The sequence below is a fragment of the Streptomyces sp. SID9727 genome, from assembly GCF_010550605.1.
Classification (GTDB): domain Bacteria; phylum Actinomycetota; class Actinomycetes; order Streptomycetales; family Streptomycetaceae; genus Streptomyces.
Genome location: NZ_JAAGNI010000363.1, coordinates 1 through 19,890 on the forward strand (window position 1 = coordinate 1; position 19,890 = coordinate 19,890).

Here is a 19,890-nt window from a genome sequence, read left to right on the forward strand (position 1 = left end):
CCTCGGCCGGGATCGCCGCGTCCGCCGGGACGGCCGCGACCGCCGGCACCGCCGCGTCGGCCGGCACCGCCGCGTCGACCGGCACCGCGTCCTCGGGGTCCTCCGAGTCGAGCAGTTCCACGGCGTGGCGGCCGAGTTGGGCGAGGAGGGCACCGGGAAGCCAGGGCTCCGCGCCGCTGTCGTCGTCGGCCAGGAGCGCCAGGATGTCGTCCGTGGACGGCCGGGCCTGCGGGTCCTTGTGGAGGCAGCCGCGGATCAGGTCGTCGAGCCCGGGCGTGACCCCGGTCAGGTCCGGGTCCTCCTGCGCGATGCGGAACAACAGGGCGTGCATCTCGTTGGCCGCGGCACCGAAGGGGAGCCTCCCGGTCAGGGCGTACGTCAGCACCGACCCCAGGCAGAACACGTCGCTGGCCGCGCTCACCCGCTCGCCCCGCACCTGCTCCGGCGACATGAAGCCGGGCGTGCCGACCAGGGCGCCGGTGCGGGTGAGGCCGCCGTCGGTGATGGTGTCCAGGGCCCTCGCTATCCCGAAGTCGATGACGCGCGGGCCGTCGATCGTGAGCAGGATGTTGGAGGGCTTCAGGTCCCGGTGGATCAGCCCGGCCGTGTGGATGGCCTTCAGGGCGTGAGCCAGACCGGACCCGAGAACGCGGACGGACCGCTCCGGCAGAGGGCCGTGGGCCCCGGGGGCCGGGCTGGGCGCGGCGCCCGGCCTGCCCGAGACGGTGGCGTGCAGGGAGGGACCCGCCACGTACCCGGTGGCGACCCACGGGACGTCGGCCTCGGTGTCGGCGTCCAGGACGGGCGCGGTCCACGCGGAACCCACCCGGCGGGCGGCCCGCACCTCCTGACGGAACCGGTCGCGGAATTCCTGCTGTGCGGCCAGCTCCTCGCGGACCAGCTTGAGCGCGACCGTTCGGCCGCGGTCGGACCGGGCCAGATAGACCTGGCCCATCCCGCCCGCGCCGAGGCGCCCGAGCAGGCGGTAGGCGCCGATGCGCTGTGGATCGGTGGACCCGAGCTTCTCCATGGTGTGCGGCCTCCCCCGTACGACAACACGCCGGACGGGGACGAGAATAGCGGCGTGGATCGCCCGGCCGGGCCCCTCCGGGGCTCAGGACCGGTGCGACCCCGGTCTAAGGTGACCCGGAACCGATTGGGGGAGGGGCGCCCATGTGCGCGAGCGGAGCCGTCACCCGCAGCACCCTGCGACAGCAGATCGCGGACGCGCTGCGTGACGAGGTGCTCGCCGGGCGTCTGCTGCCGGGGCGGGAGTTCACCGTCAAGCAGATCGCCGAGCAGTACGGGGTGTCCGCGACGCCCGTCCGCGAGGCGCTGTTCGACCTGTCCGCGCAGGGCCTGCTCGAATCCGACCAGCACCGCGGCTTCCGGGTGCACCAGTTCACGGTCGAGGACTACCGGGCGATGGTGGAGGCCCGTGCCCTGGTCATGGACGGCGTCATCCGGGACGTCTTCCACGAGCCGGTCCCGGACCGGCGGGCCGACTACCGGGACGCGCTCGTCTCCGTGCGCCGCCGGGCCGAGGAGGCCGCCCGCGCGGCGCGCAGCGGCGATCTGGACATCCTCATCGGCTACGACCTGCGCTTCTGGCGCGAGCTCGGCGGGCTCATCGGCAACGGCTACATCAGCGACTTCCTGCAACGGCTGCGCGTCCAGGCATGGGTGTTCGCCGTGCCGTACCTGCGGGACGACGCCGACCTGCGGGACTGGCTGTGGAACGGCCACACCGAGCTGGTCGCCGCCATCACGCACCGGGACCGCGAAGCCCTGCGTGCGGCGATAGACGGGTACAACGGCCACGCGCTGAGCTGGGCCGACCGCCTGGCCGGGCGGGGGCCGTCCGCAGGGGGCACCGAGAGGCACGTCTGAGTCCCCCGGGCACGGGTCGCCCCCCCCCCCGCCGCGCCCCGGGCCGGTCCTGAGCGACCACTGTGCGCGCGGTGCCGGTCGCATTACGCTGTCCCGACCACCGCACGCCCCCGTTGGAGAGCGAGACTTCGTGGCCTGTGACCTGTGGCTGGTCCCCCTCGTCGATGTGCTGTGCCACAGCCCCGACAACCCCTTCGCCGAAGAGATCGCCCTCTACGACAAGGCCCTGGGCGAGGCTGGACTGCCGCCCGTCCCCGTTTACGCCTACATGCCGGGACTGACCGGAGACGTCGCCCCGGTCGCCGGCTTCGACTACGACGCCCTGCACTTCCTGCGCCGCGCCTACCTCCTCCAGCTCAGCGGTCTGGCCGTCACGCCGGTCGGTGAGCTGGGCGGGGACTACGAGCAGTTGCTGGAGATGTTCGAGGCCACGGCGCGGCAGTCGCACCTGGTGTGGCACTTCGACCACGCGGGGGCCTACGTCCCCCTCGACTTCGCCGCGCCCGTCTCCACCGACGACCTGCTGGCAGCGGGCGGCCCGCTCGGTTCCGCGCACGGGCTGCTGCGGGAGCTGGAGTTCGTCGCCCCGGCCATCGGAATCGACCCGGCGAACCCGCCGGCCGCGCCCCTGCCGCCCGCCGCCCCCACCGAGCTGGAGGAGCCGGCGACCTCCGTCCCGTACGACGACAACCCGTTCGCTCTGGAGCGGCACGTCTGGCTCGGCCTGCACGCCGCGGTCACCCGCAGCCTCGCCCAGGGATCGATGATCGTCTTCAGCTGAGGCGTTCCCGGTGCCCCGCGCCGGAGCCCCGCACCGGCCGGCGAACGGTCAGCGCGGGGACTCCGGCGGCCGCTGCCGAGGCATGTTCGGCCGGCCCATCGACTGCAGCGGGAAACGTCCGGGCGCCGCTCCCGGCTCCGGGCGCCCGTTCCCGGAGCCGCCGGAGACCAGGGCCTGCATCCCGAGCGGCGCGGGCCCGGCCCGGAACTCCACCATCCAGTCGGCGGTCTCCGACCGTACGAGTTCCGTGATGTCCTCGGAGAAGCGCCGCAGTACGCCCAGGCACCGCTCGGTCGCCTCGCTCGCCGTGCCCTCGGCCGGCCCGAGCACCTCCCGCACGCACTCCGACGCCCAGTCGAACCGGAGCACCTGAAGCCGGCGCTGCACCGCCTGCGCGGTCGCGAGGTTCCTTATCCAGCCGGAGGTCAGGCCGAAGTAGCGGTCGCACGCCATGCACGCGGCACCGAGGAGCAGCGACAGATAGCCCCAGCCGGCCGCGCCGTGCAGCGCACCCGTCAGGTCGAGCAGCGGCAGGGCGGCGCCCGCGACCGCACCGGCGGCGGTGCCCATCCGCAGTGCCCTGGCGCCGCGCCGCTTCCACAGCCGGTCGTTCAGATACCAGTCGGCGGTGCGCAGCGCGTCCGCCTCCAGCCACCGGTAGAGCTCGTCCAGCCGCTGGGAGGGCTCTCCCCAGTCGCCCAGCGGGAACGGCACCCCGGTCAGGTCACGGGCTCGCCCCGCACGGTCCTCGGAGTCCGTACCGGAGGGAGCGGCCGCACCCGCCGGTCCGGGCGTGCCGGACTTGCGGGGCGGCACTTCGGGCTGCATCTCCGGCTGACTCACCGGGGTACTCCTCTGCATGCTGCATAGCGACGCGTGCTCTCGACCGCGTACTCGACGACGGGGCGGATCCTTGCTCTGCTCCCGGTCCCTGGACGCGACGGGCAGTCCCCCATGCGTAACCATGCGTGAGGAGGGGTAGGCGCGTGCGTGCCGGGACGCATGCCCTTCCTACCGCCGAATGGTGGGCCGTGGGGTCGAAATCGCGGTATTCCCGGGTGTGCACGGCCTCTGGTCAGGTATAGGAGCCGTGGCACGGCTCCCCCGATCTCACTCGAAAGAGTTGCTCCTCGGCGGGTGGGGCGCGCCGCCCGGGGACCACGTAGGCTCGGCATACCGAAACATTTGTCGTCGAAATGCCTGGAGTGACCGTGATTCCCGGTGGTGGTCAGCCCAATATGCAGCAGCTGCTGCAGCAGGCCCAGAAGATGCAGCAGGAACTCGCCCAGGCCCAGGAAGAGCTTGCCAGGACCGAGGTCGACGGCCAAGCGGGCGGCGGCCTGGTCAAGGCGACGGTCAACGGCTCGGGCGAGCTGCGTGCCCTGGTGATCGACCCGAAGGCGGTGGACCCGGAGGACACCGAGACCCTCGCGGACCTCGTCGTCGCGGCGGTCCAGGCGGCCAACGAGAACGCCCAGCAGCTCCAGCAGCAGAAGCTGGGCCCGCTGACCCAGGGGCTGGGCGGCGGCATGCCCGGCCTGCCGTTCTGACCGGCCGCATACCCAAGACCGTACGTACCCCCTACGGTACGTACCACGACTCAGTCAGGAAGGCGTTCCGTTGTACGAAGGCGTGGTTCAGGACCTCATCGACGAACTGGGCAGGCTGCCCGGCGTCGGTCCCAAGAGCGCGCAGCGGATCGCCTTCCACGTGCTGCAGGCGGAGCCGACGGACGTGCGGCGCCTGGCCCACGCCCTCCTGGAGGTCAAGGACAAGGTCCGCTTCTGCGCGGTCTGCGGCAACGTGGCCCAGGAGGAGGAGTGCGGGATCTGCCGCGACCCGCGGCGCGACCGGTCGGTCATCTGCGTGGTCGAGGAGCCCAAGGACGTCGTCGCGATCGAGCGGACCCGTGAGTTCCGGGGGCGCTACCACGTGCTGGGCGGGGCCATCAGCCCCATCGAGGGCGTCGGTCCGGACGACCTGCGCATCCGCGAGCTCCTCGCCCGCCTCGCCGACGGCTCCATCACCGAGCTGATCCTGGCGACCGACCCCAACCTGGAGGGCGAGGCCACCGCGACGTACCTGGCGCGGATGGTCAAGCCGATGGGCCTGCGGGTCACCCGGCTCGCCAGCGGCCTGCCGGTGGGCGGCGACCTGGAGTACGCGGACGAGGTCACGCTCGGCCGTGCCTTCGAGGGGAGGCGGCTGCTCGATGTCTGACGGTCGCGTTCCCGCATCTCACGGCGGCTTTACGTTCAGCGCGGTTATCTTCTACTCACCGTCTCCGACCGGTCACACGGGAGGTCTCCTCGATGTCTGACGCCACGTTGAACACCGTCACACAGGACCCCGGCGATTTCGCGGTCCAGATCGCCGACCAGATCAAGACGTTCATCGTCGCGGTCACCGAGGTGTCCAAGGTCGAGGAGCCGGAAGAGGCCGTTCCGGTCCTGCTCCTCCAGGTCTCCCAGCTCCTGCTGGCAGGCGGCCGGCTCGGCGCGTACGAGGACATCGTCCCCGACGAGCGCTACGAGCCGGACCTCGGCGCCGAACCGGACGCGGACGGCCTGCGCGAGCGCTTCGCGGCCCTTCTGGAGCCGATCGACGTCTACTCCGAGGTCTTCGACCCGTACGAGCCCCGCAAGGCCCCGGTCGCGGCCCGCATCTCCGACGATCTGGCCGACCTCGTCACCGACCTGCGCCACGGTCTGGCTCACTACGAGGAGGACCGCACCACCGAGGCCCTGTGGTGGTGGCAGTTCTCCTACTTCTCCAACTGGGGCTCCACCGCTTCCGCCACCCTGCGCGCCCTCCAGTCCCTGATCGCCCACATCCGCCTCAACCAGCCCCTCCAGGAGCTGGACGGCCTGGACACCGACCAGGACGCCGGCGACGACGACCTCGCCGAGGAGGCGGGCCGCGTCATGTTCGAGGAGATCGCGGGACCGCTGGGCCTGCGCCCGGCCACGTAGGAGCACTCGACGTCCGGTGGTACGGCCCGCGTGTGGGCTGGGCCACAAAGGGGAATGCGTACGTGTTCGGTGGGCAGCAGGGCGGTACGAGCGGTTCGGAGCGACACGCCGATGATCACGTGGTGAGCGGGACATCTCAGCATCTGGTATCAGCGGGGCGTTTCCGGACTGCTCGTTAAACTGAGCCGACCGCAGTAATGGACTGAGCGAGGAGCGCACGTGGGCCTTGTCGTGCAGAAGTACGGAGGCTCCTCCGTAGCCGATGCCGAGGGCATCAAGCGCGTCGCCAAGCGAATCGTCGATGCCAAGAAGAACGGCAACCAGGTGGTTGTCGTGGTGTCCGCGATGGGCGACACGACGGACGAGTTGATCGATCTCGCCGAGCAGGTATCCCCGATACCGGCCGGGCGTGAGTTCGACATGCTGCTGACCGCGGGAGAGCGGATCTCCATGGCGCTGCTGGCCATGGCGATCAAGAACCTGGGCCACGAGGCCCAGTCGTTCACCGGCAGCCAGGCGGGCGTCATCACCGACTCGGTCCACAACAAAGCGCGCATCATCGATGTGACGCCAGGCCGTATCCGTACGGCGCTGGACGAGGGGAACATCGCGATCGTCGCGGGGTTCCAGGGGGTGTCCCAGGACAAGAAGGACATCACCACCCTCGGCCGCGGCGGGTCCGACACCACTGCCGTCGCGCTCGCGGCCGCACTGGACGCCGAGGTCTGCGAGATCTACACCGATGTGGACGGCGTGTTCACCGCCGACCCGCGGGTCGTCAAGAAGGCCCGTAAGATCGACTGGATCTCCTTCGAGGACATGCTGGAGCTGGCCGCGTCCGGCTCCAAGGTGCTGCTGCACCGCTGCGTCGAGTACGCACGCCGATACAACATCCCGATCCACGTCCGCTCGTCCTTCTCCGGACTCCGCGGCACCTGGGTCAGCAACGAGCCGCAAGGGGACCAGAAGGTGGAGCACGCGATCATCTCCGGAGTCGCCCATGACGTCTCCGAGGCCAAGATCACCGTCGTCGGCGTGCCCGACAAGCCGGGCGAGGCCGCCGCGATCTTCCGTACGATCGCGAACGCCGAGGTCAACATCGACATGGTGGTGCAGAACGTCTCCGCCGCGTCGACCGGCCTGACGGACATCTCGTTCACGCTCCCGAAGGCGGAGGGCCGCAAGGCCATCGACGCCCTGGAACGCAACCGCGGTGTGATCGGCTTCGACTCGCTGCGCTACGACGACCAGATCGCCAAGATCTCCCTGGTCGGCGCGGGTATGAAGACGAATCCCGGGGTCACCGCTGGCTTCTTCGAGGCGCTGTCCGACGCGGGCGTCAACATCGAGCTGATCTCGACGTCCGAGATCCGCATCTCGGTGGTCACCCGCGCCGACGACGTCAACGAGGCCGTGCGCGCCGTGCACACCGCCTTCGGTCTCGACAGCGACTCCGACGAGGCCGTCGTGTACGGGGGCACCGGCCGATGACCGCACGCCGCCCTTCGCTCGCGGTCGTCGGCGCGACCGGGGCGATCGGCGGCGTCATGCTCCAGATCCTCTCGCAGCACGCGGACGTCTGGGGCGAGGTCAGACTTGTCGCCTCACCGCGCTCGGCCGGCCGCAAACTGGTCGTACGCGGTGAGGAGAGCGAGGTCCTCGAACTCACCGAGGACGTCTTCGAGGGCATCGACGTGGCACTGTTCCTGGTGCCGGCCGAGGTCTCCGCCCGCTGGGCTCCGCTCGTGGCGTCCAAGGGTGCCGTCGTCATCGACGACTCCGCCGCCTTCCGGGCCGACGACGACGTCCCGCTCGTCGTGCCCGAGATCAACCCGCACGCCGTACGGATGAGACCGCGCGGCATCGTCGCGAACCCGAACTGCACCACGCTGGCGCTGATCGTCGCCGTCGGCGCCCTGCATGCCGAGTTCGGTCTGCGTGAGCTCGTCGTCTCCTCGTACCAGGCCGTCAGCGGCGCCGGCCGCGACGGGGTCGCCGTACTGCGCGAACAACTGTCCATGGTGGCCGGTACCGAACTCGGTACGAAGCCGGGCGACGTCCGCCGGGTGGTGGGTGACACGCACGGCGGCCCGTTCGCCGCGCCGGTCGCGCTGAACGTCGTCCCGTGGGCCGGGACGGACGCCGGGGACGGCTGGTCGTCGGAGGAGCTGGCCATCCGCGAGGAGTGCCGCAAGATCCTCGGTTTGCCGAGCCTGCGCGTGTCGGCGACCTGCGTGTACGTACCCGTCGTCGCCACGCACTCGATGTCCGTGCACGCCCGCTTCGAGAACGAGGTCGCGGTCGACCGGGCGCACGAGATCCTGGCCACCGCTCCCGGAGTGGTGCTCTACGACAGCCCGGGCGCCGGCGACTTCCCCACCCCGTCCGACGTGGTCGGCACCGACCCCACCTGGGTCGGCCGGGTCCGCCGCTCGCTGGACGACCCGCAGGCGCTGGAGCTCTTCGTCTGCGGCGACAACCTCCGCAAGGGGGCGGCGCTCAACGTGGCCCAGATCGCCGAATCCGTGGCCGCGGAATTCCCCCAGTCCTGACGGCCCGTGCTCACGAGGTCCGGATCGAACCTGTTTTGCACTTTCTGTGAACGATCTGTGAGCAACTCTCTGGTCTGAACCTCTTGAGCTGGGCAGTCGCCGTGACGGACGATGACCTTTCGGTTCGTTGCAACCGCGGGTCGGGCGCCAGGCGTCTAAGCGGTCACTTCTTGCGCGGCGGGGCGCATGTGCGGGGCATCTGGGGAAGAGCGGGTACGTATGAGGGCATATCGCAGGGTCTCAAACGCGGTGCCGTACGCGTACAACCCTGGTGGGGGGAAGCGTGTCCAACTGGCGTGGCAGAGGTTCTCGATATCACAGTGGTGGGCCCCTTGCGCGGCGCTTCGGTGCGACCGCTCCGACGGGCCCGTGCGGCCGGTGGCATGCCGGTGATCGCGCCCATGCCCGCCGCGCGTCAGACGGGGCTGCCGGCGCAGCGCGAGGGTGCTGAAGAGGGCGTGGCAGCCGGAACCACCGTCGACCACCTCACTGAAACCTACCGCGCCCACTACCGTTCGCTGCTCGGCCTCGCGGCCCTGCTGCTGGACGACACGGCGTCCTGCGAGGACGTCGTACAGGAGGCGTTCATCCGCGTGCACTCCGCGCGCAACCGGGTCCGCGAGCCCGAGAAGACCCTCGCGTATCTGCGCCAGACCGTCGTCAACCTCTCCCGGTCCGCGCTGCGCCGCCGCATCCTCGGGCTCAAGCTGCTCTCGAAGCCGATGCCGGACATGGCGAGCGCGGAGGAGGGGGCGTACGACCAACTGGAACGGGACGCGCTGATCAAGGCGATGCGCGGCCTGCAGAGGCGTCAGCGCGAGGTGCTGGTCCTTCGGTACTTCGCGGACATGACCGAGGCTCAGGTAGCCGAGACGCTGGGCATATCCCTGGGCTCGGTGAAGGCGTACGGGTCACGCGGAATCGCGGCCCTGCGCGTGGTGATGGAGGCGCAGGTATGAGCCGGCGCGGTGACCACTACGACCAGGACCATGAACAGGACCCGCGGCCGGAGGGCCGTAACGGATATCGGCGCGGTTCCGCGCGCGGGTTCCCACTGGACCGGACTGGGAACGGAACTGTGAACCACGGGCCGGAGAACGCCCCGCACGCGGACCGCGACGGCGACACCCAGGACCTTGAGGCCCCGGCCGGACTGTTCGGCGGAGGCAGCTCGTCCGGCGGGGGCGCGCCCCTCGGCGACGACGGCGCCGAGGACGCGCTGCGCCGCATGATGCACGGTGCCGTGCGGGGACTGGAGCCGGGCGAGGGCAGCCTCGACCGGCTGCAGCGCGCGGTGCCCGCCCGGCGGGCCCGTCGGCGGCAGGCCCTGGTCGGTGCCGCCGCTGCGGCACTGCTCATCGGCACCGCGATCCCCGCGTTCGTCCACGTGGCCAACTCGGAGGGCTCCAGCACGGCCAGCCCCGCCATCGCCGGCCACGGCGAGCAGGCGCAGGGCGGCAGCGGAGACGACCGCGGCGCGGACTCCGGCAACGGCGGTGGCGGCGAGAGCGGCGGCGGCCACCCGAACGGCGGCCAGGGGCTTCCGGACAGCACCACGACACCCTCCGACAGCAACGGCCAGGGCCAGGACGGCGATCCGTCCGGCGCGTCCGCCGATCCCGCCAGGAGCGCGGTGGATCCCATGCGCCCGTGCGACCCGGGACAGCTCGGTGTGAGGTCGGCCAGGGCCGGCGCGGCGGGTGCCGACGGCACCGTGTACGGAGCCTTCCGCATCGCCAACGTGTCCGGCGACAACTGCGTGGTGAGCAGTGGCGGCACCGTGGGCTTCGAGGCGATGGGTGCGGCCGATCCGGCACGGATCGACGTCGTCCGGCACACCGAGGGCGACCCCGCTTCCGGTCTGCCCGACCCCGCCACCGAGGAGACCGCCGTCGTACTGAAGCCGGACGCGGTCTACGAGGTGCAGTTCGCCTGGGTCCCCAAGGACACCTGTCCGTCCACCGGTGGTTCGCCCTCCCCGACGCCGACGGACGGCACGGTGGGTGCCGGCAGCGGAGGTTCGGCCGGAACCGCGGCGGCCGGGGGCACAGGCGAGAGCGAGACGGGTACGGAGACGCAGTTCGGCAGCGACGGTGCCACTCCCGCCCAGGGCAGCATCTCCGTGCAGCACACCCCGGAGCCGGGGGCCCCGGTCGCCGCGACGAAGATCGACAATGCCTGCGCGGGAACGATTTACCGGACGGGTGTCCTGGAACCCTCTTCGTAGGAGCGGGTGCGGGCGGCCGGAGGCCCGGGCCGCCCGCTCACGCCCTTGAGCGGGCCTCCGCCTCGGGTACCGGCGGGGCGGCGGTCTCCGCCTCGGGGACCAGGCCGAGCCGCACGTCCCGGGCGGCCTCGGCTTCGCGCCGGAGCAGCCGGAACCACATGAAGACCACGAACCCGGCGAAGACGAACCACTCACCCGTGTAGCCGAGGTTCTGGAAGGCCTTGAGGTCGAGCCCGCCACCCTCCGGCACGGCGGCCGGTACCGGGCGCAGCGCGGTCGCCCCGGACCGGGCGGCTCCGCTCGTCGCCTCCTCCGAGGCGCCCACGGCCCTCTCGGATCCGCCCGCACCGCTCTTCGGCAGTGTGACCCAGGCGTCGTACACGTCGTACGGCACCAGGTTGACGAGCGACGCAGCGCTGATCATGCCCACTTGGCCGTCCGGCAGCCCGCCCGTGGCGCCGACCCCCGAGGTGCCCGCGTTCTCCGACGCCTGGAGGTCGCCGGTCACCGTGACCCGGCCGGACGGTGCGGGCGGTACCCGGGTCCGTCCGGGCTTCCCGGGCAGCCAGCCGCGTACCACCGGCAGGGCCTTGCCGCTGTCGGTCCGCAGCATGTCCAGGACGTAGTAGCCCTTCCGGTCGTCCAGCTCACGGCCGGGCACCAGGAAGCGGTCCGCGTACCGCCCGGTCGCGACGGCGGGCCGGCCGGAGGTCTCCGTGTCGACGGGCAGCAGCTCGTCGAGCGGTTGGGCGGCCCGGCTACCCGGCGCGGGCTGCTTCTCGGCGGCCTCGTGCGTATGCACGCGGTCCTCGAAGCGGCCGAGCTGCCAGGTGCCCATGAACACACAGAACGGGATGGCCAGCACGACGAAGAGGTTGATCCCCCACCATCGCGGGGTCAGCAGGAACCGGTACACCCCTCCACGGTACGGTCTCCGCTCCGGCCGGCCGGAGCGGGGGCATCCGCGGAGCGGCCCTTTATCCGGCCCCTACGCGCCGGCCGGCTCCTCTCCTACGCGCTGCCGGCCGGTGCCTCCTGGCCCGGGCCGACCGGGTCGCCGGGCCCCGCCGGCGACACCCCGGACAAGTACCGGCGGGTGAAGTCGAGCTCCAGCCGGACCTGCTTGATCCGCTCCTCCACGACGAGCGAGCCGTGCCCCGCGTCGTACCGGTAGACCTCGTGCACGGCGTCCCGGTCCTTCAGCCGGTCCACGTAGTTCTCCACCTGGCGGATCGGGCAGCGCGGGTCGTTGACCCCGGCGGAGATGTAGACCGGGGCGCGCACGGCGTCGACGTACGTCAGCGGGGACGAGGCCTCGAACCGCTCGGGCACCTCCTCCGGCGTTCCGCCCAGCAGGGTGCGGTCCATCGCCTTCAGAGCCTCCATCTCGTCGTGATACGCCGTGACGTAGTCCGCGACGGGTACGGCGGCCAGCCCGAGGGCCCAGTCGCCGGGCTGCGTACCGAGGCCGAGCAGCGTGAGATAGCCGCCCCAGGAGCCGCCGGCCAGGACGAGCTTCGCCGGGTCCGCGAGGCCGGACTTCACCGCCCACTCCCGGACCGCCGCGATGTCCTCGAGCTCGATCAGCCCGACCCGGTGCTTGAGCGCGTCCGTCCACGCCCGTCCGTAGCCGGTCGAGCCGCGGTAGTTGACCCGGACGACCGCGTAGCCGTGGTCGACCCAGGCGGCGGGGCCCGCCGCGAAGGCGTCGCTGTCGTGCCAGGTGGGGCCGCCGTGGATCTCGAAGACCGTCGGGAACGGCCCCTCGGCGGGGGCCGCCGGACGCTGCACGAGCGCGTGGATCCGGCCGCCGGGCCCGTCCACCCACACGTCCTCGACGGGCACCGAGGCCGGCGCCTTGGCCCCCGGCGGGTCGAGGACCACCGCGCCGGTCGTGGAGCGGACGACGGGCGGCTCGGCCGCCGACGACCACAGGTACTCGACCGTCCCGTCCGGGCGGGCCGTGGCGCCGGAGACCGTGCCGGCCGGCGTCTCCACCCGGACCAGCTCGCCGCCGGCCGCGGCGGGCCCGTACCGCCAGAGCTCGCTGCGGGCCTCGAAGCCGTGCTCGACGAGCAGCGCGGAACCGTCCGGATACCACTCGGCGCCCACATCGCCCGGCAGGTCGATGGCCAGGTCCGTCTCCGTGCCCGCCACCGGGTCCCAGATCATCGGCTCCCAGCGTCCGCGCCTCTGGTGTCCGACCAGCAGCCGGGTGTCCCCGGCGACGGGCGCGAAGCCGAGGACCGCGAGGCCCAGCTCCTTCGTACCGCCCTTGGTGTCGTCCAGCTCCGCGACCGTCGTCCCGTCCGGGCGGACCACGCGCAGCGCGGAGTGCATCGCGTCCCCGTGCTCGGTGTGCTCTAGGGCGATCAGCGTCCCGTCGTGGCTCAGGTCGCCGACCCCGGCCGACTCGCGGTGGCGGTAGATCTCCACCGGGTCCGCGCCCGGCCGTACGACATGGATCGTCGTCCCGTCCTCGTCCGTCGAACGGCCGATCACCGCCGTTCCGTCCCTGCCGATCGCGAGCCCGGCCGGATAGGACGGCCCGAGGCCGGGAGCGGCCGGGGTGGACACGGTGTCCACCCCGCCGTGGAACGGCCGGCGCATCCACACCCCGAACTCGTCTCCGTCGGTGTCGTCGAACCACCACACGGAATCGCCGTCCGGCGTCAGCACGCCGTCCGTCGTCCCGTTCGGCCGTTCCGTCACCTGGCGCTGCTCACCGGTCGCCCGGTCCCACGCGTACAGCTCATAGGTACCCGTCGCGTTGGAGACGAACAACGCGCGGTCCGGCGCGTCCTCGGCCCAGTCGGGCAGCGATACCCGGGGAGCGCGGAAGCGCTGCTCCCAGAGCGGGACGGATGCGGTCGTCGGCGAACCAGTGGCCTCAGTCATGACCCCATTCTGCGCCGGACGCCCGACAATCCGTTCGCTTCGTCCGCAGCCTGTGGATAACCTCGCGCACATGTCCACCGCTCCGACACCGCCCGACTGGCGCGAGGCCAACCGCAGGATGTGGGATGAGCGTGTGCCCATCCACGCAGGCAGTGACTTCTACGACCTGGGCTCCTTCCGCGCGGGGAAGGATGCCCTGCGGCCCTTCGAGCTGGCCGAGGTCGGCGATGTGACCGGCCGGTCGCTGCTGCACCTGCAGTGTCACATCGGACTCGACACGCTCTCCTGGGCGCGGCACGGCGCCGCTCAGGTCGTCGGCCTCGACTTCTCCGAACCGGCCGTCGAGACCGCCCGGGCCCTCGCCCAGGACCTGGGGCTCGGACCCGACCGTGCGGCTTTCGTCGCCGCCGACGTGTACGACGCGGCCCAGGCCGTACCGGACTCCTCGTACGACATCGTCTACACGGGCGTCGGCGCGCTTAACTGGCTGCCCGACATCGACCGCTGGGCCGAGACGGCCGCGTCACTGGTGGCGCCTGGAGGCTTCCTCTACCTCGCGGAGTTCCATCCGCTCACGGACTGCCTGGACGACGAGACGGGTTCGCGGATCGCGCACGACTACTTCAGCCGCGAGGCGTGGGTGGACGAGACGCCGGGTACGTACGCGGACTTCGATGCCCGGACCGTCCACAACCGCAGCGTCGAGTGGCAGCACCCGGTGGGCAGTGTGGTGTCCGCGCTGGCCGCCGCCGGCCTGCGGATCGAGTTCCTTCATGAGCACGACGTCTCGCTCTTCGCGCGTTTCCCGGTCCTGGAACGCGGACGGGACGACTTCTTCCGCTTTCCGCCGGACCGTCCGAGGATCCCGCTGATGTACTCCCTCAAGGCGACCCGTCCGGCGGCCTGACGGAGGAGCGGCGCCCCGGTTCCCACCGGGGCGCCGCTTCCGTGTCACGCCGCCGAGCGGAATGCCGGCAGATAACCGCCGGACTGACCCTCGGGCTTGGGGTGGTACGAGTTGTAGACGGGGATGGAGACGCTGTGCAGCCATGGATCGCCGGAGCACAGCTCGTGTCCCGTGAATTCGTCGGCGACCCCGGAGAAGGTGAATCCGACGTTCGCGGCCTGCTTGGCGATGACACCGTTCAGTACGTCGGACGCGTTGTTGATGGCCGTACGCGCCTTGTCGGACAGGCCGACGAGACAGCTTCCGCCGATCTTGTAGAAGCGCGGGTAGCCCAGGACCACGACATGGGCCTGCGGGGCCTTGGAGTGGATGGAGGCATAGAGCGAACTCAGCCTCGACGGCAGTGTGTTGTTCATCTTTCCGACGGCCGCGTTCACGGCCGAGATGCAGGCGGACTCGCCGGACAGCACGCAGTCCTGCATGACATCGGCGAACCCGACGTCATTGCCGCCCGCGGTGACGCTCACCAGTGAGGTGGACGAACTGAGCGCCCCGAGCTGACCACTGGCCACGGTGCTCGTGGTGGCGCCCGAACAGGCCACGAAGGTGAATGAGGACGGCGAGTTCGCCGCCGCCCAGAGGTACGGGTACGCCTTGGTGCTGCGACGGCAGTCGCCGCTGTCGGACAGATAGCTACCCGCGCCGACACCGGACGAGTACGAATCGCCCAGGGCGACGTACCCGCCGGCGGCGGCCGAGGAGGATGCCGAAGCCGGCTGGGCGATTCCCAGAGCGGCAGTGGCGGCGAGGAGCAGAGTGGATGCGGACGCCCAGAATCTCCGTACTGACATACCTGTCAGCCCTCCGAAGTGTGGGGGGTGGGTGGGGGGTTGAGTGAGCGGTCCCTGTTGTAGCAGCTCCTGGTACCAGTCGGTAATAGCTCTGCGAGAACCCGCCTGAATTGCCCGAATGATCGGTCGGTAGGCATAGCTCCACGCGTAGATAAACCACCAACCACCCCTGAAATAAAGGTTCTACGGCGATCGGCCCGTCGCTTCGCAGGGGGTGGAACTCCGGGCGCTGGGAGCCATGGGGCACGTCTGGGAGCCGCAGGAAGATGGACCTGGCATGCCGGGGAGATGTGGACGACCGATGCCGGGTGTCGTCCGCGGCTACCGCGACTCGATGCCCTGGGGCGCGGCCTCTCGGTTGCGCGCGCTGCGCAGCTCGGGATTGAGGTTGTGCCTGTGCTCGGTTCCTTGCCGACTGTGTCGTCCAGTCATGTGGCGCAAGCGGGCCCGAGGTTCCTGGCAGGAAGCAGCTTCACCTGTCCGGCCGGAACGCGCAGTGGGCGGTCGGCGGCGGCGTTCCACAGGACCACGTTGCCTTCGGCGACGCCGAACGAAAGGTAGGGGATGTGTGGTGCAAGCACTCCCCCCTGCTCGTTCAGGGCGTGGACCGGGACCGTGGGGCGGACGCAGACCCAGTCCGTTGATATGCCGAAGTACGGCGGGGCTTTGGTGTGATGAGCGGCTGCTCGCTTCAGCTCGTCGGCCGCGTGCCGCGGTGACGCGAAGGTCCACTCGGCGACTGTGAGCAAGCCGAGGGTGAGGAAAAGCGCGGCCAGGGTGCCGGCGAAGACGCTCCGCGGCCGTATGAAGTGAAAGTAGCGCAGGACGCCCCAAACGGCTGCTATGAAGAGGATCGCCGCGAGGGCGGGCCAGAGCAGTTTCACCGCCGCGAGGATCTGGTACGCCCCGCTGACCGCCGTCTCTTCCGGAGACAGGGACAGCTCGTCCGCGTAGCCGTCCTGCAGGATCCTGCCGGTGAGGGGCAGAGCCGCCACGAGCAGTGTGGCCAGCAGAGGAAGCACCGTCGCGGCCAGTATCTGCCACCGCCAGCGGCGTCCCAGCAGGATCAGCCCGGTCACGTAGAAGCCGATTGCTGCTGTCACCCAGGCGGACCGGGAGTCGACGCCGTCGAAGAGCTCAGGGACGCCCAGTGTGTAGACGGCCACTGCGAGGGTGGCGATGAGGCAGGTGGCCAGGCAGTGGAGCCGTGAGCGAGCCAACGGCAGGGCGAAAGCCGTCCACCAGGCTGGGACGGCACATGCGACGGCGAGGAACCAGCACACCGCGGCTGAAAAGGGTGGCAGGTGCCGAGCCGTTGACAGGAAGAGGGACATGGCGAGCAGTGGCCCGCCGAAGAGCGCCAGAGCCCTGTTGAGGGCGTCCTCCCCATGAAGGGGGGTGCCGGTGCGCCCCCGCCCGTCGAGCGGCCGCACGTCGAGGTCCGCTCGGGGTCCGTCTGCGCGCAGATGCCGGGCCAGGTGCCGGGCGGTGTCCTTGCTCGCATGGATCCGCACGCGGACGTCGAAGAGCCCAGTGCGCGTCGCGCACCAGCGCGTGACTGTTCGCCAGAGCCGACGGGGGCCCGGTGTGACGGTGCCTGCGGGTTCCCGATCTGTCGAGTGCACCTGCCACTCGGGCTCAAGCACCCGATCGATCTCGGCCCGCCGGAACAGCCGCCCGTAGATCACGGTCTGTACCGACCGGCTCAACTCCATGATCCGCCAGGCCGCTTCGCGGTCGGCCCGCCAGGTGGAGCCCACGATCGGTACTTCCACCCACCAGAACTCGCTGTACCCGTCATCGGGGTCGAACGCCCGGCGGACCGTGCGTCGCTCCTTGGGGCTGAGTTCGTGGCACGTCCAGCCCAGCTCCCGTATCCGCCGCATGGCCTTGTCCCACTGCGCCCTGCCCCCTTGCAGCTCGATCAGGGTGGTCACCGTGCAGTCCGGTCCCCGGGGAATCATCGAACACCCTTGATAGGGGCGGCGAAGGGCGTTTGTTCAGTCGGCATGACGGTGTCCGTCCTTGATCCGTTTCGATCGTTGGAGATCAGAGGAACGACGATATGGCTCAGCACTGACAGGCGTGTGGTGCCGCCAGGGGTACGTCCCACCACGGGTGGCTCAGGCCGACAGGCCCGGTGTGTTCGCCGCTCTCTCGCCCAGGGGCCCGGATCGCGGCCTGGCTCAGCGGCACGCAAGCGCAAACAGGTCAGGCACCTACTCATTTGAGTAGGTGCCTGACCTCGTATTTCTCTGTCGGGGTGGCGGGATTTGAGGTGGCGGGATTTGAACCCACGACCTCTTCGTCCCGAATGAGGTTCGAGCATGTTGCCTACCTGCTATCGATGGCAAATGAACAGGTCAGGGCGTTGGCCCCTGGCTGGTCTCAGGGGGTGCTGCGATGGCTCTGGAGGAAGATCTTCTCCCAGTTTTCTCCCAGACGGTGGACTGCCGGCGCGGTGGCCGTAGCCACGCGTCTGCTTTGCAGAAACAACGTCGCCTGAAAATGCTGGTCGCACGTGTTACATGTGGTTGTGATCGAAAGAAAATGGGTCAGTGTGTAGATCGTCGGCATGCGGCCAGATGCCCAATGACAGTGAGGCGAGGTACGCGCCCCGTGTGCGGATTCGCCGCTCGTCCCAGGCCGCAGCCCAGTCGGTGATTTCAGCGTTTGATGGAGCACTGAGCAGGGTGCCGTGGGTGAGACGTAACAGGCTGTGCTTGCCGAGCCACTGGCGCTTGCCCTCCCAGGCCATGTTGCCCAGAGTGGGGTTCAGGCGGGCGGTGACCAGGGTCAGGTTGCCGAGTGTGTGGACCAGCTCGTCGCGGTCGGCCCCTTCGGACAGATCGTTCTCCAGGGGCGGCCAGTTGTCGCGCCAGCTCTGCGGCATGACGTGCTCGATGGTCAACTTTGCGCCGGCCTGTTCGCCGACGGGGACGGTGAGCTGTTCGGTGTGGTCGGTGCGCAGCGCGTCCTCCAGTGCTTCGAGGAGGATGCGTACGCTGCGGCGAACCAGACGGGAGTAGATGGGGTCCTGTTCCAACGAGGCACGGAACTCGGAGTCGCTCGGCCAGTGTCGGTGGTGGCCATGCATGGTTGAGAGGGCCTTGATGACGGCATCATCCGCGCGATCGGGTTGTCGGGCTACGGCCACGACCAGGTCACGGAAGACGTTGTTGTAGTCGCGGGTGCTGAGATTGAGGACCGCCCGGCGAACGAGGTAGCTGTCGATAGCGCGGATCGCCCGCTGTCGGCGTTCCGGTGGCAGCAGGGATTCGTCCAGGCCGTAGAGGAAGAGGAGCAGGGGCATCGGAGTGGAGGTCTGCAGGACCTTCATCCGGTACAGGAACCGTCCCTCGACGCCGTGCAGCGGATGGTCGTCGATGAGGTCATAGATCTCGGCGTAGCGTGCCAGCTCAGCAAAGACATCCTCCGTGGGAACGGCGGACGAGAGTTGCCAGCGCTCGAACTCCTTGAACAGGGCGGAGGAGGTGAACTCGCGCTGCGTACGCATCGTGAGCCAGTACGTCAGGAACACGTCGAGGCGGCTTCGTGTAATCCGGCCAGTCGTCTGTTCCACGCGCCACTCGTCCTGGTCAAAGGGCGCCCAGTACGTATCGTAGAGTCGGTCGACGTCCGCGCCAGCACGTTCGGCATCGCGGAACAGCATGTTCTTGATCAGATCCGCGTGCTCCAGTGGTGTACCGCGGCTGTTCAGCGTCTCGAAGACGACCTGGGCGTCGTCATGCTCTTCCAAGTCGATGATGACCAAACGCAGCTGTTCCCGCAGCGCCTGAACCAGCATGCCCAGCCGCTCCTGCGACTCAGCTGATTCCGCCAGCCACGTGTCAATCTCCTGCTGAAAGTAGGCGACGGCTTCGGTGAGCCGCCCTCCCCCTCCCTGGCCGAGCATGACGGCACGGAACTCGTCACGGTCCGCATTGGTCGGCCAGACCTTGTAGAGATGGTCGGGATGCTGGGCGCGGTCGAACAGGTCTTCGTCGTTCTCCAGGAACTTGCTTAGCAAGCGTACGGAGCGCTCGTGGTCGAGAGTCGCCGCCGACAGACGGGCCGCGAACAGGAACAACTGCAGGGTTGTCAGGCGCTGTTGTCCGTCGATGACCTGCCGCGTCTCCAGACTTGACGAAAGGTACGGGGTCTCGTCGAACACAACTGCTCCGAGGAAGTGCGGTGCCACCGTTTCCCCGGTCAATGCCGCTTGCTCGGCCCGTTCGACGGTGCGACGGATGTCCTCCCACAGGGCCGACCAGTTGTCGTCCCGGTTCCACACGTATGGCCTCTGGAACAGTGGCACCGTGTAACGCACGTCTCTGCCGAAGATCCGCCGCAGGTCGACCGTGTCCGCCTTCATGGATTGGGGCCCCCTCCCTCGCGTTCAGGCTCTTACCGTAGCGATCTCCGCTACAGCTGATCGGCCTGACCGTGAACTTCGGTGGGAAGACGGCGGCGAACACTGTCAGGCGGTGGGATGTCGTGGAGCCTCCTTGCGATGTTCTGGTCAGACCATCACGATTTGTTAGCGAGTGCGGCGGCGATTCGTGGCACGGCGGTGAGCACCGCGGGTGACTTAGCAGCCAGCGGCACGGTGTGCTGGATGAGCTCAATGCCGGAGTGGCGGACCGTGTGACGCAGGGCTGGTCTCTCACCTCGAACTGCTCTTCAGCGGCAGGCCCTCGAACCACCCTGGGTGAACCTGTCCCGCATCCTTGAGCATGTCGAGAGCGCCTCACCCGCGTGATCATCGTGCTGATCGCTGTCGACCAGATGACGTCGACCACCGTCCGGCGG

17 protein-coding genes are annotated in these 19,890 nt (G+C 69.9%); 10 read left to right on the forward strand and 7 right to left on the reverse strand.

Annotated elements, in window-relative coordinates; translation table 11 throughout:
• A partial coding sequence (locus G3I41_RS25315) for a serine/threonine-protein kinase (protein ID WP_164402683.1) occupies positions 1–1,030 on the reverse strand: 1,030 nt, incomplete at its 3' end.
• 143 nt (positions 1,031–1,173) lie between these two features.
• Between G3I41_RS25315 and G3I41_RS25320 the strand changes: the two genes are divergently transcribed.
• Together G3I41_RS25320 and G3I41_RS25325 are read left to right on the forward strand one after the other, a co-directional pair.
• Complete coding sequence (locus G3I41_RS25320; protein WP_164402684.1) at positions 1,174–1,890, forward strand: GntR family transcriptional regulator; 717 nt, start codon at positions 1,174–1,176, stop codon at positions 1,888–1,890.
• Positions 1,891–2,020: 130 nt separating this feature from the next.
• A complete protein-coding gene (locus G3I41_RS25325; protein WP_164402685.1) occupies positions 2,021–2,671 on the forward strand; it encodes a hypothetical protein in 651 nt (216 codons plus the stop codon).
• 48 nt (positions 2,672–2,719) lie between these two features.
• On the opposite strand, the gene G3I41_RS25330 is transcribed toward G3I41_RS25325, so the two are convergent.
• A complete protein-coding gene (locus tag G3I41_RS25330) occupies positions 2,720–3,514 on the reverse strand; it encodes an SLATT domain-containing protein (RefSeq protein WP_343242224.1) in 795 nt (264 codons plus the stop codon).
• Between the two features lie 368 nt (positions 3,515–3,882).
• Here G3I41_RS25330 and G3I41_RS25335 point away from each other — a divergent pair, with 368 nt between their 5' ends.
• From G3I41_RS25335 to G3I41_RS25365, 7 genes are all read left to right on the forward strand, one after another.
• Positions 3,883–4,221, forward strand: coding sequence for a YbaB/EbfC family nucleoid-associated protein (locus G3I41_RS25335; protein ID WP_164402752.1), 339 nt, complete (start codon positions 3,883–3,885; stop codon positions 4,219–4,221).
• A 70-nt stretch (positions 4,222–4,291) separates the two neighbouring features.
• Positions 4,292–4,891 carry a recombination mediator RecR gene (gene recR, locus G3I41_RS25340; RefSeq protein WP_164402686.1) on the forward strand — a complete coding sequence of 200 codons (600 nt, stop codon included), beginning with the start codon at positions 4,292–4,294 and terminating at the stop codon, positions 4,889–4,891.
• A gap of 92 nt (positions 4,892–4,983) precedes the next feature.
• Complete coding sequence (locus G3I41_RS25345) at positions 4,984–5,643, forward strand: DUF5063 domain-containing protein (RefSeq protein ID WP_164402687.1); 660 nt, start codon at positions 4,984–4,986, stop codon at positions 5,641–5,643.
• Between the two features lie 219 nt (positions 5,644–5,862).
• Positions 5,863–7,134: an aspartate kinase gene (locus G3I41_RS25350; RefSeq protein ID WP_018102119.1), complete on the forward strand. Its 1,272-nt coding sequence runs from the start codon at positions 5,863–5,865 to the stop codon at positions 7,132–7,134.
• Complete coding sequence (locus G3I41_RS25355; protein ID WP_164402688.1) at positions 7,131–8,195, forward strand: aspartate-semialdehyde dehydrogenase; 1,065 nt, start codon at positions 7,131–7,133, stop codon at positions 8,193–8,195. The genes G3I41_RS25350 and G3I41_RS25355 overlap by 4 nt, the downstream gene beginning before the upstream one ends.
• Positions 8,196–8,578: 383 nt before the next feature.
• Positions 8,579–9,154: a SigE family RNA polymerase sigma factor gene (locus tag G3I41_RS25360; RefSeq protein WP_164402689.1), complete on the forward strand. Its 576-nt coding sequence runs from the start codon at positions 8,579–8,581 to the stop codon at positions 9,152–9,154.
• A gap of 119 nt (positions 9,155–9,273) precedes the next feature.
• On the forward strand, positions 9,274–10,422 hold the full coding sequence (locus tag G3I41_RS25365; RefSeq protein ID WP_164402690.1) for a hypothetical protein: 1,149 nt from the start codon (positions 9,274–9,276) through the stop codon (positions 10,420–10,422).
• Between the two features lie 37 nt (positions 10,423–10,459).
• Here the strand turns inward: G3I41_RS25365 and G3I41_RS25370 are convergent, their stop codons facing one another.
• Positions 10,460–11,338, reverse strand: a complete 879-nt coding sequence (locus G3I41_RS25370) for an SURF1 family protein (RefSeq protein ID WP_164402691.1) — start codon at positions 11,336–11,338, stop codon at positions 10,460–10,462.
• A 95-nt stretch (positions 11,339–11,433) separates the two neighbouring features.
• Positions 11,434–13,320, reverse strand: coding sequence for a prolyl oligopeptidase family serine peptidase (locus tag G3I41_RS25375; protein ID WP_203601633.1), 1,887 nt, complete (start codon positions 13,318–13,320; stop codon positions 11,434–11,436).
• Between the two features lie 70 nt (positions 13,321–13,390).
• On the opposite strand from G3I41_RS25375, the gene G3I41_RS25380 reads away from it, so the two are divergent.
• Positions 13,391–14,227 (forward strand): class I SAM-dependent methyltransferase, encoded by an 837-nt coding sequence (locus G3I41_RS25380; protein ID WP_164402692.1) that lies wholly within the window; start codon positions 13,391–13,393, stop codon positions 14,225–14,227.
• Between the two features lie 44 nt (positions 14,228–14,271).
• Here G3I41_RS25380 and G3I41_RS25385 read toward each other — a convergent pair whose 3' ends face one another.
• The 3 genes from G3I41_RS25385 to G3I41_RS25395 all read right to left on the reverse strand — a co-directional run bounded on the left by G3I41_RS25385 (position 14,272) and on the right by G3I41_RS25395 (position 19,453).
• Positions 14,272–15,078 carry an SGNH/GDSL hydrolase family protein gene (locus tag G3I41_RS25385; protein ID WP_164402693.1) on the reverse strand — a complete coding sequence of 269 codons (807 nt, stop codon included), beginning with the start codon at positions 15,076–15,078 and terminating at the stop codon, positions 14,272–14,274.
• 428 nt (positions 15,079–15,506) lie between these two features.
• Positions 15,507–17,042, reverse strand: coding sequence for a DUF2339 domain-containing protein (locus tag G3I41_RS25390; protein ID WP_164402694.1), 1,536 nt, complete (start codon positions 17,040–17,042; stop codon positions 15,507–15,509).
• Between the two features lie 560 nt (positions 17,043–17,602).
• Positions 17,603–19,453 (reverse strand): DUF262 domain-containing protein, encoded by a 1,851-nt coding sequence (locus G3I41_RS25395; RefSeq protein WP_164402695.1) that lies wholly within the window; start codon positions 19,451–19,453, stop codon positions 17,603–17,605.
• Between the last annotated feature and the right edge of the window lie 437 nt (positions 19,454–19,890).